We start from the raw sequence: 16889 nt of genomic DNA on the forward strand, positions 1-16889 counted from the left end.
CGGATCCGGGGCGCTCAGCGCGCCGACGGATCCTTCGTGCTGGTGGCTGCCACCACGCCCTGGCGCGAATACATCGTCGCGCGGCCCTGTCCGTCCAGCACCACGCTGGTCAGGGGCAGGCGGTCTTCGCGCGTGCTGGCGGCGAAGCTCGCGCCGCCGTCTTCGCTGCTCAGCACCAGTCCGTCGAGGCCGACAGCGACGATCTTCTTGCCGGCGCCGGCGCCGGCGAGCGCGGTGATGGACGACTCCGTGTGCGTGTCCACGCGCTGCCAGCTGCTGCCGTCGTCGACGCTGCGGTACATCGAGCCGCGCAGCCCTGCCACCAGCAAGGTGCCGCCAGGTCCCGCGATGCCGCTCCAGAACGAACCCGCATAGCCGGTCGGCATGTAACTCCAGGTGCGGCCCCTGTCGTCGGAGCGCAGCACCATGCCGCGCTCCGCCGGCGCGAACAACCGGCCGCGCGCGTCGGCGAACAGCCCGAAGAGGTTGAGGTCGGCGCGCTTGCCGCCTTGCGGCGGGGCCAGTTCAACGGGCTGCCAGTGGGCGCCGCCATCGTCGGTGCGCAGCACCAGCGACCACAGGCCCACGGCCACGCCTTGCTTCTCGTCGAAGAAGTGCACCGCGAACAGCGGCCGGTCCTGCGCCGCATCGCTGCGCTGCACCTGCCAGCTCTCGCCGCCGTCCGTGGTGTGCAGGATCACGCCCCAGTGGCCTGCGGCCCAGCCCTGCCGGGCGTCGATGAAGGAGACCGAGGTCAGCGCCACGTCCACCGGCACCTGGCGCGCCTGTCGGTGGCTGCGGCCGCCGTCGTCCGACAGCAGCACCACGCCGTGGTCGCCCACGGCGACGATGCGCTCGCCCGCGCGGGTGCTGGCGAGCATCGTGGCGCGGGTGGCATGCGCGGCGCGAACCGCGGGAACCAGCACGGGGGTGCCATCGGTGGCGGCAGTGGCTTCTTTTGCGTGAGGTGCCTGTGCCGCGCAGGCCAGCGACAGTGAAATGAGGGCGCCGGCCAATGCCGAGCGCGCAAGAAGGGAGGTCGGTTTCATCGTCGATCGTCAGATGGATGTCAGTGCTGCTGCAGTCCGGTCGCTCGCACGGGCTTGCGGCGCGGGAAGAGCCTTTCGAGCCATACCGCCATGGCGGGCAGGGCGGTCATCGCCATGACCATGTTCACCATGAACATGAAGGCCAGCAGCTTGCCCATGTCGGCCTGGAACTTCAGCTGCGAGAACGACCAGGTCGCCACGCCCACGGCCAGCGTGATGGCGGTGAAGATGGTGGCGGTGCCCACTTCCAGGATCGCGTGCTCGATGGACTTGACGATGGTCTGGCCCGCGGCCATGTGCATGAGCAGGCGGTTGTAGATGTAGAAGGCGTAGTCCACGCCGATGCCCACCGCCAGCACCATCACCGGCAGGGTCGCCACCGTGAGGCCGATCTGCAGCTCCTTCATGAACCAGTAGCCGATGAAGGTGCCCACCGTGAGCGGCAGGCAGCAGGCCGCCACGGCGCGCAGGTCGCGGTAAACCAGGAACACCAGCACCACGATCGCCGCGTACACGTACAGCATCATCGGCAGCTCGCTCTTCTCGACCTCGTCGTCGATGGCCGCCAGTACCCCGGCATTGCCGGCGGCCAGGCGGATGTTCACGCCGGGCATGGGGTGGCCGTCGCGGAAGGCTTTCACCGCGTCGATCACGCGCTGGATGGTGGTGGCCTTGTGGTCGGTCAGGAAGAGGTTCACCGCCGTCATGCTGCAGTCCTTGCGCATGGTGCCGCGGATGCGAGCGATCTCGGTGGAAAGGGCGGCGTAGTTGGCCGAGTCGATGGGCACCACGGCCATCTTGGGGTTGCCTTCGTTGTAGCCCTCGTTGTACAGCCGCAGCTGTCCGGCGTAAGACGAGATCGAGAGCACACCCTCCACGGGCTGCATCGCCCAGACGAAGCGGTCCTGGTAGAGCCCGATGTTCACGTTGCCGCAACTCTCTGGCGGTGCCTCGAAGACCACCGTCAGCCAGTCCAGGCCCGTATCGAAATTGCCTGCGATGGACGCGGCGTCGCGGTTGAAGCGGGCGTCCTCGCGCAGCTCCGGCGCGCCGGGCTGCAGGGTGCCGACCACGCGGTCGCGGCTTTGCCACACGGCGGCGCCGAACACCACCGCGGTGACCAGCAGCATCACAGCCGCCGCGCGCGGCTGGGCGAGCCGGGCCAGCACGCGCAGCCAGCCCGAGCGGCGCTCGCGCTGCAGCAGGGCCTGGTCGGCGAAGTCGCGGCTCACCTCGAAGAAGGAGGCGGCCACCGGCAGCATGACGAGGTTGGTCACGATCTTGTAGGCCACGCCCAGCGAGGCCGCGATGGCCAGCTCGCGCACCATGGGGATCGGAATCATCAGCAGCGTGACGAAGGACACGAAGGCCGTCACCAGCGCCAGCGTGCCGGGAATCAGCAGGCCGCCGAAGCTGTCGCGGCAGGCCTCGTAGGTCGTATGGCCCTGCGAGATGCGCCGCACGATGTAGTTGATCTGCTGCACGCCGTGCGACACGCCGATGGCGAACACCAGGAAGGGCACCAGCACCGCGAGCGGATCGAGCCCGAAGCCGAGCAGCCGCAGCGTGCCGAACTGCCACACCAGCGAGGCAAGCGAGCAGGCGATGGGCAGCAGCGTGAAGCGCACCGAGCGGCAGTACCAATACACCGCGCCGGCGGTGAGCAGCAGCGCGACCAGGCAGAACTTGAGCACCGACTGCGCGCCGTCGGCGATGTCGCCGATCTGCTTGGCGAAGCCGATGATCTGGACCTCGAAGTCGCCGTCCTCGAAGCGAGCGCGGATCTTTTCTTCGAGCAGGTGGTTGTAGGCCACGTAGTCCAGCTTGCGGCCCTGCGCGTCGTACTCGGCCAGCTCGGCCGTGACCATCGCGCTGGTCTGGTCGCGCGAGACCAGCGTGCCAATGAAGCCGCCCTGCGCGGCCGCGCGCTGGATGCCGGCAATGATCTCCGGCGTGAGCCGATCGGGCGTGATGGTGGCGTCTATCAGGGGATCGGCGCGGAACCCTTCCTCGGTGATCTCGTTGACGAAGCTGTTGGGCGTCCACATCGACTGCACGCCCAGCCGCTCGATGCCTGGCAGGTAGGTGACGGCCTGGGTCACCTCATACAGGCGCTTGAGGGCCGGCGCAGTCCAGATGGTGCCGTGGCGGGCCCTGACCACCACGTTGAGCCGATTGGCGCCCAGCACGTCCTCGCGGTAGGCCTGGAAGGTCTGGATGTACTCGTGGCCCGAGGGCATCTGCTTGTCGAAACCGGCGTCCATGCGCAGCTGCGCCGCGAACCACGCCATAGCCAGCGTGAATAAAGCCAGCGCGATCAGGATGCCTCGACGATGGGAGAAGCAGAAGGCCTCGAGGCGCTGCACGGTTCGCTGCAGCGCAGAGGCAGGGGCGTGGTTGGAATCGGACACGGATTGCTTTCAGCAGGCGGCGCCGCCACCGCCGCGCGGGCGGTGCACGGCGCGCCGGGTCAGAAGTTGCGCGACAGGGTGAGGCCCACGAAGTTGCGGTCGCGATAGGGCTGGTCGAACACGCGCTTGCCGCCGAAGAAGGCCGCGTAGTTGATCGAGGCCTGCCACTTCGCCGGGTTCTGCACGAAGGTCACGACCAGGTTGACGGACTTGGCGCCCTCCATCAGCTGGCCCGCGCCGTTGGGCGTGCGCCCCTTCACGGCCTGGAAGTAGTACACCTCGGGAATCACCTGCCAGCCTGGAATCAGCGAGCCGTCGTAGACCCAGCTGAAGTCCAAGTTGTAGCCCCACGCCGTCTTCGAGCCCACCGGCTGCGGCGTGCCCGCGGCGCTGAACTCCTGGCCCCAGCCCCATGCACCGGCAGCGATCGGATCGGACCCGTAGTACTTCTTGAGGTTGGGATAGCGCACCACCACGGCCTCGGCCATCAGCGTCGCGGTGTCCGCGCCGAGGGCGCGCAGCACGCCGCCTGCATTGCTCGGCGTGAGGCTGAGCATGCCGGTCAGGTGCCACTGCAGCTTCTTCTCGTCGACCCAGCAGTTGCCGTGGTTGAACGAGCAGCCGCTCGCCGCCGGGTTCAGTGCCACGGCATCGCGCGGACGGTACGACAGCTCGGTGCCCACCGACCAGTCGCCCACCGGCATGTTGGCGCTCAGGCCGTAGAGGCGGCGGTTCTCCGGGTAGGCCCAGCCCGCGCGGCCGGTGCCGCCCGCATTGGTGCTGAAGTTCAACGACTTGTCGTTGTAGTTCATCACGTAGGCACCCAGGTTCAGCTGCGTGCCCTCGGGTTGCCACTTCAGGGCGGTGCCCCACTGGCCGCCGTTCTTCGGCTTCGTCTCGATCAGGCCGTAGGCGTCGTGGCCCTTGCCCATGCCGTTGGCCACAGACCAGTAGGAGCCGGTGGGTGCCATGTAGTTGCCGTTCCAGCGCGCCTGCACGTAGGCCTCGAAGTTGAGGCCGTGGCCCAGGCCCGTGGCGAAGCTGGCGATGGGCGCGGGCAGCACCGCCTCCTTCAGCTGCGTGCCGGGCTGCGACAGCCGCATGATGTCCAGCGCGTTGGTCGCGTTGATGCCGCCGGGCAGGAAGAGGCTTTCCCCCCAGCTGATCACCTGGTTGCCCACACGCACGCGCGCCGTTTCGCCGCCGAGCTGGAAGGTCTTGCTCACCCAGAAGTCCAGCAGCCGGGCCTTGAAGCGCAGGTCGCTGCGCGCGTCGCTGGCCAGGCCGTCGGGCAGGTACTGCGTCGCGGCGGCGCTGGTGTAGCCGGTGGTGTGGGTGGCCGTGAGGTCGCGGACCCAGTTCACCCGCCCGAGGAAGGTGATGTCATCGGGCATCTTCAGGAGCAGCTCGTGGCTGCCCTTGACGTAGGTGGTGAAGGCATCGCCCTTGCGGTAGTTCAAGTTGCCTTGGTCGCCCATCGACGAGGTGGGTGCCAGGCAGCCGGCGGGTGCGCCGACGCCCACCGCACCCTGGATGACGAGCGTGCAGGAGGGGTCCTTGACGCGGATGCCGGTGCCGATGGTGATGGTGGAATCGAAGCTCCCTCGAACGTTGTCGGTCTCGAAGGTGAAGGCATGAGCGGCCCCCGTCGCGGCGAGCAGGCAGGCGGCGGGCACGGCGCTCAGCCGGGCGAGGGTGCTGGAGGGGCGGGCGGTGAAGTTCATCGGTTCTTCTCCTCGGGGCTTGTTGTCGTCGTTCGAAGCGCGACGCTCAGCGCTCGCTGATGGCGCGCAGGTTGTCGGCCGTGTAGAAGCCCGAACGCATGCGCGGGCCGGTCGGCTCGGTGAACCAGCGGATGTCCTTGCCGACGCCCACGGTGTGCGTGTCGAAGACGTAGCGGCCCTCGGCCAGGTTGTTCTGCACCATGGCCATCGCGTCGCAGGAGCCCGTCTCGTACACCGGGATGAGGAAGCCCTCGCGCATCTTGGCGAGCTTGTTCTGCCCGTCGAAGTCGTCCATCAGCAGCGGCGCCCAGCTGTCCTCGTCGAGGTAGACGGTGCGCTTGGGCGCCGAATGGCGCATGCCGGCCTTGACGGTGGCCTCCACCACCCACACGCGGTGCAGCTCGTAGCGGCGATGCGACTGTGCGATGAAGTCGTCGCGCGCCACGTCCTCGAACTTGGCCTTGAAGTCATAGGCGCCGAAGGCGTTGTAGGGAACGTAGATCTCCTTCTTGCCCACCAGCTTCCAGTCGAAGCGGTCGAGCGCGCCGTTGAAGACCTGCGGTTCGTCCAGCGTGTACTGGTTCTCCATGCCGATCTGCGGGGAGTCGTGCGAGTAGGTCGGCATGCGGCGCACGCGGCGCTGGCCGGGGAAGTAGTAGAAGGTCTCGTTCTCGGCCTGATTCATGTACTGGGTGATCGCCAGGGCCTGCCCGGCCAGCGCGGCGGGCGAGGTGTAGCCGAAGTACACATAGAACTCCACCGGCGGCAGCGAGGACAGCTGCTGCGAGCCCTTGGCGCCCGAGGGAATGAACACCGTCTGCTCCGAGTCGGCGCGGATCCACTCCGTGCTGCCGCGGCGCGGCGAGACGGCGGTGATGGTGCCCTTGTAGTCGACGCCCACGCCGCGGTAGCGCATCTTGGAGTTCCACATCGCCTCCACGCCATTGGAGGGCAGGGGGAATGGATAGCCCGGCACCGTCGCCTCCTTCAGGCTCCAGCCGTCGTCGTTGAGACGGGCGGTGCCCACGTTCTTGCGCGTGTTGGCGGCCACGAAGTCCGGCACGCCGCAGGTGCGGTGCGACGGATAGACGTCCATGCGGTAGTCCTTGCGCTGCTTGAGCATGGCGACCTGGCCGGCCGAGAGCTTGTCGGCGTACTTGTCGACGTTGGCCGCATCGATGGTGAACAGCGGCTTCTCGTCCTTGTGCTTCCAGAAGTCGCGCCGCAGCTTGCCCCACTCCCAGCCGGCCAGCGGCGGCTCCGCGCCCTGCCAGGCGGGAATGCTGCCGTCGGCGTTGCCTTCGCGCTGGGCGCCCGAGGGCGTGAGCTTGTCGAGCTGGGCCGCGTCGGGCGCGGCCATGGCGGAGAAACCGGGGCAGAGCAGGCCGGCGGCGATGGCCGCCGCCAGGGCGAAAGGGCGAAGGGTTCTTGCACAGTGCTGGGTCATGGGAACTCCTGAAAGATGAAGAGGCGAGGTGTGTGGATCCGGATCGCCCGGACCGTGACCGGGCTGCGCCGATGCCCGCTTTACCAACCGGCAGTGGGGTCTTTGGACTATCGAAGGGAGGCGGCGCTGGCCGTTATCCGAGATCGGCATCTGCTTGCGGCCACGCGATCGCGCCGCTCCCGGCGTGGCTGCACGACGCCGCACCACGCCGCAACGCAACGCACCGCAATGCGGTGTGTCGTGGTGCGGGTCGGGTAGCGGAGGGGGTGGATCAGCCGGTGCTGCGACGCAGCGGCAGCATGCGCCGCAGCACGGCGTCCTTGCGCACGAAGTGGTGCAGCAGCGCGGCCCCGACGTGCAGCACCACCAGCGGCCAGGCCAGCCAGGCACCGATGAAGCTGTGCACCGCCCAGGCCGCATCTTCCAGCTGCGCCACGGAAAGGTCGAATGCGCCGCGAATTGCGGCTGCGAAGGCGGTGTCGCGGCAGGCCAGGATCACGAACAGCCCGAAGTCGGTCGGGTCGTAGGTCGTCATGTAGCCCGACAGCGGCATCAGGATCAGGATGGCGTAGAGCGCCCAGTGCGCCGCGTCGGCCGACCAGCGCTCCAGGCGCGAGCCGGCGACATGCCGCGGCACGCCGCCGGCGATGCGCCACACGAGCCTGGGCAGCGTGAGAAAGCCGATGGACAGGCCCAGCACCCAATGGATGTTGAGCAGCGGCACGACCCGTTCGGCATTGGGTGTGGTGCCAAAAAGCGCCGGCTTGATGCTGGTCTGCGGATCGACGAACCAGATCACGTAGTACACGACCACGTAGGCAGTGATGAAGGCCGCGGCCGTGGCCCAGTGAAAGAGCATCGAGGCCCGGCCCCAGGCGTCGATCGTGTTGCGCCAACCCATGTCAGGATTCCTTGTCTGGTGCATTGTGAGGCCGGGCCTCAGGCCGGCAGCAGGACGGTGACGACCTTCTCCTCGGTGTACGCCAGCGCGCCGGGCAGCCCGCCCTCGCGGCCGATGCCGCTGGTCTTGAGGCCGCCCCAGGGCAGGTTGGCGTCCAGCGGACTCCAGCAGTTGACGCCCACGGCACCGGCCTTGACGCGCGCGGCCACGCGGTGCGCCCGCGCGAGCTGCGTGGTCCACACAGTGGCCGCCAGCCCGTAGGACGAATCGTTGGCCAGCGCGATGGCTTCCTCCTCGGTGTCGAAGGGAATCACGGTGCCCACCGGCCCGAAGATCTCCTCGCGGGCGATGGTCATCCGGTTGGTGGCCTCGGCGAAGATGGTGGGCTGCACGAACCAGCCCTTCTTAGGCCGGGAGACGCCGCCGGCCAGCAGCACCGCGCCTTCGTCCTGGCCGAGCTGGATGTAGCGGTTGACGCGTTCGAACTGCGCCTTCTTGGCCACCGGCCCCATCTGCACGCCGGCCTGGCGCGGGTCGCCGACAGTGACCGCGCGGGCGGCCTCGGCCAGCGCCTGCGCGAAAGGCTTCGCGAGGCTGCGCTGCACCAGGATGCGCGAGCCCGCGGCGCACACCTGCCCCTGGTTGACGAAAAGTCCCATGGCGCAGCCGCGCAGCGCGTCGTCGAACGAGGCATCGTCGAACACGATCTGCGGGCTCTTGCCGCCGAGCTCCAGCGTGACGCGCTTGAACAGCGGCGCGGCGATGCGCTGGATGGCGCGGCCGGCCTCGGGGCTGCCGGTGAAGCTGATCTTGGCGACCAGCGGGTGCTCGCACAGCGCGCGGCCCACCACGTCGCCGAAGCCGGTCACCACGTTGATGACGCCATCGGGAAAGCCCGCTTCCTGTGCCAGCCGCGCGAGGTGCAGGGCGGACTGGGGCGTTTCCTCGGCGGGCTTGACCACCACGGTGCATCCGGCGGCGAGCAGGGCGGCGAGCTTCCACACGGTGATCATCAGCGGCGAGTTCCACGGCACGATGGCCCCGACCACGCCTACCGGCTCGCGCAGCGTGTACGACAGCGTGGGCGTGCCCATGTAGCCCCCGGTGGGCACCGTGCGGCCTTCGAGCTGGTTGGTCCAGCCGGCGGCCGCGCGCAGGTTGGCGACGGCGTTGGGCACGTCCATCATGCGCGGCTCCATCGGCGAGCGGCCGATGGCGTTGGCGTCCATGTCGGCAAGCAGGGCCGTGTCGCGCTCGACCAGGTCGGCAAGGCGAAGCAGCAGCTGGGCGCGCTGGCCCGCGTGCAGCCGGCTCCAGGCGCCGCCTTCGAGCTGGGCATGGGCCGCAGCCACGGCGCGGTCGACGTCTTCGGCGGTGCCGCGCGCGGCGCTGCCGTATTCATGTTCGTCCACGGGGCTGACAAGGCGCATGCGTGCGCCGTCAGAGGCTTCGGCGTGGGCGCCTTCGATGAAATGCTTGAGGTTCTGGGTCATGGTGTCTGCGGATGTTCGAGCGGCCGCAGTGTCCGGGAGGGCGCCGTGCGGCGTTAGCCCAAATCAGCAACGGTGCGCGACAACGACGCACCGCAAGGGTGCAGTTGGCTTGCGGCATGTGTGCACGATTGTTGCTGTGAACAAATCAAGCAAGCAGAAGATCAGCTTCGCGGCGGGATCCATCGGGTTTCCCCTGTCTGGCGTCAGGCATGAAAAATGCAGAATTTTCCCTATCTGAGAAAAGTGCATATCTGTTGATCGACGCAGCCCTTCCAGATCGAGGACTCCGCACCATGAACCGAAGCATCCACCACTTCCAGGACGTGCATGCGCATGCCGCATCAGTCGCTCATTGGAGCCAGCTCGTCTACAGCCAGCTCGCGTCGGGCGCACTGGAGAGCTCGCTGCAGCAATTGTCCAGCGAACACTGCCACGCTTTTCGCGAGCGCATCAACAAGCGCGTTGTGCAGCAGGGCGAAGCACCCCGCGACAGCGTGTGCTTTGCGGTCCCCATCTCCATGCCGGGGACCGTCCGGATGCAGGGGCGCGATGCGGACGGCAGCAGCCTTTACTTCCTGCGCGGCGGCGAGGAGTTCATGTGCCACATGCCCACCGGGATGGACCTTCTGTCCATCGCCTTCGACCGAGCCTTCTTCGACGCCACGCTCCGGGAGGTGCCGTTCGCCGACGACATCGCCCGGCTGCTGCGCCAGCCCGTCATCAAGGTGCCGCAGCAGCGCTTCGTCGAATGCCGCCAGCGCCTGCTGGCGATATTCTCCGAGGCCCTGGTCAACGATGAGATGAGCGGCACGCCCGCGCGGCAGGACGAACTGGAACACGCGCTGCTGGGCGAGCTGCTGCGGCTGGTGATGGATCCGGCCTGCGACCGGCACCAGCGCAGCGGCAGTTCCACCCAGGACTTCATCGTCGAGAAGTGCCACCGGATGGCCATGGCCGAGACCATGAGCGCCCCCAGCGTGATGGAGCTGTGCGAGCGCTTGCAGGTCAGCCGGCGCACGGTGCAGAACAGCTTTCGCGCGGTGGCGGACACCACGCCGCTGAGCTACCTGCGCTCGGTGCGCCTGAACGGGGTGCGGCGCGCCCTGATGGGCAGCCGCGCCGGTGACCTGACCGTGGGCGATGCGGCGGGGCAGTGGGGCTTCTTCCACCTGAGCCATTTCGCGGCCGAATACCAGGAGCTTTTCGGCGAATTGCCGTCGCAGACGCCGCGGGCGGCGAAGTGGCATGACGCCTGAGGAAGGCGTAAGCGTCCGGATTGCCGATCCGGGATACCGCTGCGCACGCATGCCTTCCTAGACTGCCCCTCTCGGCGGCCAGCACTCTGGTGCACGGCCTTCTTTCTCTCTCCCCGCTGCACGCGTCCGCGCGCGGCATGCATTGCGACGCACCATGGAAACGCTGACCCCCGCGATGACGCCTGCCCAGGAAACGCGCCCCCCTCACGCCACCAGCCTGCGCCGCGGCACGCTGAGCGCGGGCTTCATCACGCTGCTGGTCATCTCAGCCGCGAGCCCGCTGAGCGTGGTGGCAGGCGGCTTCCCAATCGGGATGATGCTGGGCAACGGCGCCGGCACGCCGGTGCTCGTGCTGGTGGCCCTCGGCCTGCTGCTGATGTTCGCGACCGGCTACACCGCCATGGCCACCTGCGTGACCAGCGCCGGAGGCTTCTATGCGATGGTGGCGCGCGGCCTGGGCGGCAGGGCGGGCGGGGCGGCGGCCATGGTGGCCGTGTTCGGCTACGTCACGCTGCAGTTCGGCCTCTACGGCATGCTGGGCGCGGTGGCGTCCGAGACGCTGCAGGCGCAGTTCGGCCTGGCGGTGCCGTGGTGGGCCTGCGCCTTCGCCGCCCTGGCCAGCGTGGCGGTCTTCGGCTACCGGCAGATCGACTTCTCGGCGCGGGTGCTCGCGGGCTTCGTGGTGGCCGAATACCTGGCGGTGCTGGCACTGGACGTGCTGATCCTGTCGAAAGGCGGCGCCCACGGCATCGATGCGCACTCCTTCACTCCCGAGGCCTTCACCAGCGGCAACCCCTTCATCGGCCTGCTGTTCTGCTTCGCGGCCTTCATCGGCTTCGAGGCCACCACCATCTACAGCGAGGAGGCCAGGGACCCGAAGCGCAGCATTCCGATCGCCACCTATGCGGCGCTGCTGCTGGTGGGGGGCTTCTATTCCTTCTCGCTGTGGTGCCTGGTGCTCGGTGCGGGCAGCGACCGGGTGGTGACCACCATCACCGGGCTGGCCGATCCGACCAACCTGCTGTACCTGCTGTCGGACACCTATGCGGGCCATGGCCTCACGGCGCTGCTGCGCCTGATGTTCATCGCCAGCATCTATGCGGGGCTCATCGCATTCCACAACTCCAGCGCGCGCTATTTCTACGCGATGGGCCGCGAGGGGTTGATGCCCGCTCGCCTGGGCTGGACGCATGCGCGCCACCGCAGCCCGCATGTGGCCTCGGTGCTGCAGACGGTGCTGAGCGCCGTCGCGGTGGGCCTGTTCGCGCTGCTGGGCGCCGACCCGGTACTGACCCAGTTCGCCTGGCTCAGCAACCTGGCCACGCTGTGCCTGCTGGTGCTGATGATCGCGACGGCCGTGGCGGTGGTGCGCTTCTTCCGGGCCGACTCGCACGGTTATGGCCGACTACGGATCCGCGTGCTGCCGCTGCTGGCGTGCGCGGGCTTGCTGGTGGTGCTGGTGCTGGCCGTCGGCAACTTCCATGTGCTCACCGGCGCGAGCCGGGGTATTTCCGCGGCCCTGGTGGTCACCGTGCTCCTGGCCGCGGCGGCCGGCTGGCTGGCCGCATCGCGGCTGGCGAGACGCGATCCGCAGCGCTTTGCCGCGTTGGGCCAGGACCGCGGCTGAGCGCCGGCGTGGCGCCCGTCAGGCCGATGAAGCGCGCAGCCATTCCTTGTGCAGAATCGCGTACTGCATGGTGTTCTCGTAGATGGGCTCGCCCTGCGCGTCGTTCTGGAACGAGATGAACTCCAGGAACAGCCCTTCGGCGCGCATGCCCAGCTTCTCGCACAGCCGCCGGGAGGCAGCGTTGTGGTCCTCCACGTAGGCATAGAGCCGGCGGGCGGCGCGGGCAGTGAAGAGATGGGCGAACAGCGCCGAGGCTGCCTCCTGGGCGTAGCCCCTGCCACCGAAACGCGGGTTGAGGTTCCAGCCGACCGAGAAAGTGTCTTCCTCCTGCATGGCGAACAAATCGCCGATGAGCCGCCCCGATTCCTGGAGGCACACAGCCACGTGCTCGCCGTCGGTACTGCGTCTTCGGGCCTCGGCCCGCGCGGCTTCGAGGTCCGCGAGCGCGAGCGACAGGAAGCAGCTCGCGGTCGGTGCATGCAGGTAGTCGAACAGGTCCGCCGCGTCCTGCTCGCGAAAGCGTCGGAGGACGAGCCTCGGGGTGTGGATGGGTCTCTCAAGCGGCATGGTCTTTACTTGCGTCCTGTCTCAGGTGTCTGTGCCTCGGGGATCCGGCGCCGCCGCGGGCCCCGATCAGGTCCTCGGATGGTGCCCGACAATGAAGGGCACCACGCCTTCGCATGCCCGTACGATTTCTTGTTTCACGACCGCAGCCTTCCCAGACGATGAACAGCCTTCGCCGCATGCTCGATGTCCTCGATCTCTTCCGGCCCGACCAGCCGGTCATCGACGTCGAGATCATCTGCAACCAGCTCGGCTACACGCCCGCCAGTGCCTACCGCTACCTGCGCGAACTCGGCGATGCCGGCCTCCTCGTGCGCCTGCCCCGCGGCTATGCGCTGGGGCCGCGCATCATCGCGCTGGAGCACCAGATGACCGACTACGACCCGGTGCTGGTGCGCAGCCGCGATCTCGTCGAGAAGCTCGTGGCCGAGACGGGCCTGGATGCCGTGATCAGCGAGTGGTACGGCGACTCGGTGGTCAACGTGCTGATCCGGCGCGGCCCCGACCCCGGGCCCGTGGGCGGAGGCCGCGGCCGCCCCATCGACCTGTTCCACAGCGCGACCTCGCGCGTGGTGCTGGCCTACCTGCTGCCGAGGCAGATCCGCCGCGTCTTCGATGCCCATGCCAGCACGCCCGAGGGGCAGCAGCAGGGGCTTGAATGGAAGTCTTTTTCCAAGGGCCTGCTGGCGATCCGCAAGCAGGGCTACTGCATCAGCGAAAGCGAACTGCATCCGGGCCGCACGGGCGTGGCCGCGCCGATCTTCGACGAGAAGCAGCGTGTGCTCGGCAGCATGACCCTGGTGGGACGCAACGAGCGCTTCAGGGCCTTCCAGGAAAGCTACCTGTGCACGCTGGTGACCACCGCCGCGTCGGAGCTCACGGCCCGCATCGCCCAGCAGTAGGCGAAGCGGACAAGCCGTGCGCGGCACGGCCGGTTCACAGCGAGGCCAGCGCCTCGCCGAAGACATCCAGCGCGCGGTGCAGCAGCCGCCTCGAGATGGTCAGCGACGGCATCACGCGCATCACGTTGCCATAGCGCCCGCAGGGCACCATCAGCACGCCGTGGCCGAGCACGTACTCCATGATCCGGCCGACTTTCTCCGGCGCCAGCGGCTCCTTGGTGGTGTTGTCCTCGACGAGCTCGATACCGATCATCAGGCCCTTGCCGCGCACTTCGCCCACGTACGGGCTCTGGAAGCCGCGCACCCGTTCCTGCACCTCCTGGCCCAGCGCTTCGGCACGCGGCATCAGCCCCAGTTCGGGGTCGTGCAGGATCTCGAGGTTGGTGAGCGCCACCGCGGCCGACAGCGAGTTCGCCGCGAAGGTGTTGGGGACCGAGCCATCGGGAATGCGCGCGGCCAGGTCGCTGCGCATGGCGATGCCGGCCATGGGAACGTCGCCGCCAATGCCCTTGCCGAAGGTCAGCATGTCGGGCTTGACGCCCGTGTGCTCCACCGCCCACATGCGGCCCGTGCGGCCCGCGCCGCACTGCACCTCGTCCACGATCAGCAGCGTACCACTGCGGTCGCACGCCTTGCGCAGCAGTTGCAGGAACTCGGGTGAAGGCGGCACATACCCGCCTTCGCCCTGCACCGGCTCCACGATCACGGCGGCCACGTCGTCGGCGGCCGTGTAGGGCGTGTTCAGCAGGTAGTCCACGTATTCGCCGGCGATCTGTTCCGCCGACTTGTGGGTGGTGTCGAACGGGAAGCGATAGGCGTACGGGTAGGGCGCATGGATCACGCCGCCCATGAACGGCCCGTAACCCTTGCGGTAGGCCGTGCCCGTGGTCAGCGCATTCGACGCATGCCACACACCGTGATAGCCGCCGTGGAAGGCGATGATCTGGTGGCGGCCCGTCACGCGCCGCGCGAACTTCACCGCCGCTTCGAGCGCATCGCTTCCGCTTTGCGCGAAGAAGGTGATGCAGTCGTCGCGCAGCCCTTCGGGCATCAGGGCCGACAGGCGCGCGGCCAGCTCGGTGCGGCGGGTGCTGTTGACCTCCATCGCATGCATCAGCTGCTGCGACTGCTCGACGATCGCTTTCTGCACCTTGGGATGGCAGCGGCCCACGCTGCTCACGCCCACGCCGGCCGACAGGTCGATGAAGGTGCTGCCGTCAGGGTCCTTGAAGGTGGCGCCGAAGGCGCGGTCCATCACGACCGGCATGCGGCCGCCGCCGCGCGCCATGGATTCGGTGCGCGCAGACAGCGCCAGGGCTTCGGCCGCGCGCGGTCCGGGATAGGGGCCTGCAACCATCTTCGGTGCGTCGGGGAAGTGCAGGGTTTCAAGAATGGATTCGATGTCGGTCACAACATGCCTCGTTGAGTCTCTGGGTGCTTGAGTGCAGGCGCGTTCAGCACGCCGGCTGCAGTCATGGTTGCATCGATCACCGGAGTCCGTTAGCCCGAATCGGCAAGTCCGCTGCCCTGCCGATGGCCCGCAACGCGCCCCGCAGCGCTTGCCGATTTCGGCTACTTGCGCCCGACGGGATTCGCAATCATTGCGCCCATTCCCGACACAACACCATCCATTCATCCCGTGAAAAAAACTTCAGACGGATTCAACATCAAGCCAGGACTCCCATTGAGCCGCGGTTTGACTTCGCCTGCGGCACTTCCTGCACAAGGCTTGCCGCACGACGACTACGACGTGGTCGTGATCGGCGCCGGGTTTGCCGGCCTGACGGCGGCCAGGGAACTGGGCCTGAGGGGCCTGCGCGTGGCCATCATCGAGGCGCGCGATCGAATCGGCGGCCGGACCTTCACCGCGGAGCAGGACGGGCAGAAATTCGAAGTCGGCGGCACCTGGGTTCACTGGGGCCAGCCATACGTTTGGAATGAACTGCATCGATACGGGCTGGACACCACCGAGTCCGTCAGCGGCACAGCCGATTCGATCAGCCTGCTGACTGCCGAGGGTCTGGTGACGGACTCCGCGGAAGCGATGGGCAATGACCTCGACGCAGCGCTGAGCGCGTACTGCAATGTGGATGGAGCGAACGGCCGGATCGCATTCGCGAACCCGCATGTCGATTCCACCAACCTGCTGTCGGACTTCGATGGCCAGAGCCTGGCGGATCGATTCAGGGACATGCCCGTCTCCGGACGGCAGCGCGACCTGCTGCTCTCGTTCATCTCCATGAACGCCGCGACCGATCCCGCAAAAGGCGGCCTGTATGACCAGCTGCGCTGGTGGGCGCTGGGCGACTACTCGGCGGACTCGCTGCTCAAGCGCCTGGGACGCTACAAGATCGCGAAAGGCACGTCCGCACTGGCGCTTGCGCTGCTGAAGGATTCGAATGCCGATCTGGCGCTCGGAGAGCCGGTCTCCAGCATCGAAACGGTGGAAGGCAAGGTCCGGATCCAGGCGAAGAGCTTTTCCGTCGGATGCAAGGCGGTGATCGCCGCGGTTCCTATGAACGTGTTGAGCGACATCGACTTCGTGCCAAAACTGCCGGAGGCACGCTTGGCTGCACATCGCGAACGACATGTCTGCGCAGGCACGAAATTCATTGCCCGTGTCGATCGCAATGTCGGCGCGTGGGTCGGCTTTGCGCCTTATCCCAATCCGCTGACCATGGTGGTTGCCGATCGTGAGGTCGACGGCAAGTCCGTTTTGGTCGGCTTCGGGCCGGACGACGCGGTCGACCTTCAGGACATCCGCGTGGTCGAAGCAGAACTGCGCAAGTTCATACCGGGAATCAACGTGCAGGAGGTCGTTGCGCACGATTGGACGCACGACCCGTACGCCAAGGGAGGCTGGACCTGGTTCTCGCCGAACCAGACCTCCAGGGTTTTGGCAACGCTCCAGACCCAGGCGCCGCCGCTCTTCTTCGCCAGCACCGATTGGGCCACCGGCTGGAGGGGGTTCATCGATGGCGCGATCGAGGACGGGATTCGAGGTGCCAGGGATGCACTCGAATTCTTGCGATCGCAGTAGCGATAAAAGTCCCAAGAGCCCCCCGATCCCGACACACCATTTTTCAAAGGAAAACAAAGCAATGACACTGGAACAGGCCATCGAAAGACTTCAGAGCTTGTGCCGCCAAGGCGACGCTCGTTTGCTGCAGCAGGAGATGTTCGCGCCGGACGCGAGCGTCAGCGGCGAGGGCGCTCCCGGCATCACCGTGGGTGCCGACTTGCTGCCAGCGCTCACGGAAATGCTCAAGATGACGCCCAAGCTCTCGATTCGCTCCGTGCGGACGATGGAGCTCTCGGAAGGCGCGGCGGTCACCTGGCTGGAGTGGACTTCCCCGCCGGCAGACGGGCCGGCCGGCGAGGTGATCGCATTGCGATCTCTCACGGCCTGGCGCAGGCAAGGGGCTTCCTGGGTCATCGCGGCCGACATGTATGGCATGGGCGATTTCGGTACCTCCTAGGCCGGCGGCCAGACCCCTGATTTATGTGCAAGGAGC

The 16889-nt window shown here is 67.6% G+C and carries 13 protein-coding genes; 5 read left to right on the plus strand and 8 right to left on the minus strand.

Annotation, left to right across the window (positions count from 1 at the left end):
• Window positions 1-14: 14 nt before the first annotated feature.
• The 6 genes from ABL843_RS32045 to ABL843_RS32070 all read right to left on the minus strand — a co-directional run bounded on the left by ABL843_RS32045 (window position 15) and on the right by ABL843_RS32070 (window position 9025).
• Entirely contained in the window at window positions 15-1049 is a 1035-nt protein-coding gene (locus tag ABL843_RS32045) for a WD40/YVTN/BNR-like repeat-containing protein (RefSeq protein WP_418120781.1), read from the minus strand.
• Between the two features lie 20 nt (window positions 1050-1069).
• Window positions 1070-3340 (minus strand): efflux RND transporter permease subunit, encoded by a 2271-nt coding sequence (locus ABL843_RS32050; RefSeq protein WP_418120862.1) that lies wholly within the window; start codon window positions 3338-3340, stop codon window positions 1070-1072.
• A gap of 179 nt (window positions 3341-3519) precedes the next feature.
• Window positions 3520-5184, minus strand: coding sequence for a DUF1302 domain-containing protein (locus ABL843_RS32055; protein ID WP_184641825.1), 1665 nt, complete (start codon window positions 5182-5184; stop codon window positions 3520-3522).
• 46 nt (window positions 5185-5230) lie between these two features.
• Window positions 5231-6631: a DUF1329 domain-containing protein gene (locus ABL843_RS32060; RefSeq protein WP_369662529.1), complete on the minus strand. Its 1401-nt coding sequence runs from the start codon at window positions 6629-6631 to the stop codon at window positions 5231-5233.
• Window positions 6632-6902: 271 nt separating this feature from the next.
• Window positions 6903-7532, minus strand: coding sequence for a cytochrome b (locus ABL843_RS32065; protein ID WP_369662530.1), 630 nt, complete (start codon window positions 7530-7532; stop codon window positions 6903-6905).
• Between the two features lie 38 nt (window positions 7533-7570).
• Window positions 7571-9025, minus strand: a complete 1455-nt coding sequence (locus tag ABL843_RS32070) for an aldehyde dehydrogenase family protein (protein ID WP_369662531.1) — start codon at window positions 9023-9025, stop codon at window positions 7571-7573.
• Window positions 9026-9318: 293 nt separating this feature from the next.
• Between ABL843_RS32070 and ABL843_RS32075 the strand changes: the two genes are divergently transcribed.
• The gene (locus ABL843_RS32075; RefSeq protein ID WP_369662532.1) at window positions 9319-10281 is read left to right on the plus strand and encodes a helix-turn-helix domain-containing protein; all 963 of its coding nucleotides are present in this window, start codon (window positions 9319-9321) and stop codon (window positions 10279-10281) included.
• Window positions 10282-10435: 154 nt separating this feature from the next.
• Window positions 10436-11908, plus strand: a complete 1473-nt coding sequence (locus tag ABL843_RS32080) for an APC family permease (RefSeq protein ID WP_369662533.1) — start codon at window positions 10436-10438, stop codon at window positions 11906-11908.
• 18 nt (window positions 11909-11926) lie between these two features.
• Here ABL843_RS32080 and ABL843_RS32085 read toward each other — a convergent pair whose 3' ends face one another.
• Window positions 11927-12475 (minus strand): GNAT family N-acetyltransferase, encoded by a 549-nt coding sequence (locus tag ABL843_RS32085; RefSeq protein ID WP_418120782.1) that lies wholly within the window; start codon window positions 12473-12475, stop codon window positions 11927-11929.
• A 158-nt stretch (window positions 12476-12633) separates the two neighbouring features.
• Here ABL843_RS32085 and ABL843_RS32090 point away from each other — a divergent pair, with 158 nt between their 5' ends.
• Entirely contained in the window at window positions 12634-13374 is a 741-nt protein-coding gene (locus ABL843_RS32090; RefSeq protein ID WP_176666459.1) for an IclR family transcriptional regulator, read from the plus strand.
• Window positions 13375-13408: 34 nt separating this feature from the next.
• On the opposite strand, the gene ABL843_RS32095 is transcribed toward ABL843_RS32090, so the two are convergent.
• On the minus strand, window positions 13409-14731 hold the full coding sequence (locus tag ABL843_RS32095; RefSeq protein WP_369662909.1) for an aspartate aminotransferase family protein: 1323 nt from the start codon (window positions 14729-14731) through the stop codon (window positions 13409-13411).
• Between the two features lie 282 nt (window positions 14732-15013).
• Between ABL843_RS32095 and ABL843_RS32100 the strand changes: the two genes are divergently transcribed.
• Window positions 15014-16414 (plus strand): flavin monoamine oxidase family protein, encoded by a 1401-nt coding sequence (locus tag ABL843_RS32100; protein WP_418120783.1) that lies wholly within the window; start codon window positions 15014-15016, stop codon window positions 16412-16414.
• A gap of 61 nt (window positions 16415-16475) precedes the next feature.
• Window positions 16476-16853: a nuclear transport factor 2 family protein gene (locus ABL843_RS32105; RefSeq protein WP_369662536.1), complete on the plus strand. Its 378-nt coding sequence runs from the start codon at window positions 16476-16478 to the stop codon at window positions 16851-16853.
• Window positions 16854-16889: the final 36 nt, after the last annotated feature.

The sequence above is a fragment of the Variovorax sp. 350MFTsu5.1 genome (genome assembly GCF_048302515.1).
Classification (GTDB): domain Bacteria; phylum Pseudomonadota; class Gammaproteobacteria; order Burkholderiales; family Burkholderiaceae_C; genus Variovorax; species Variovorax guangxiensis.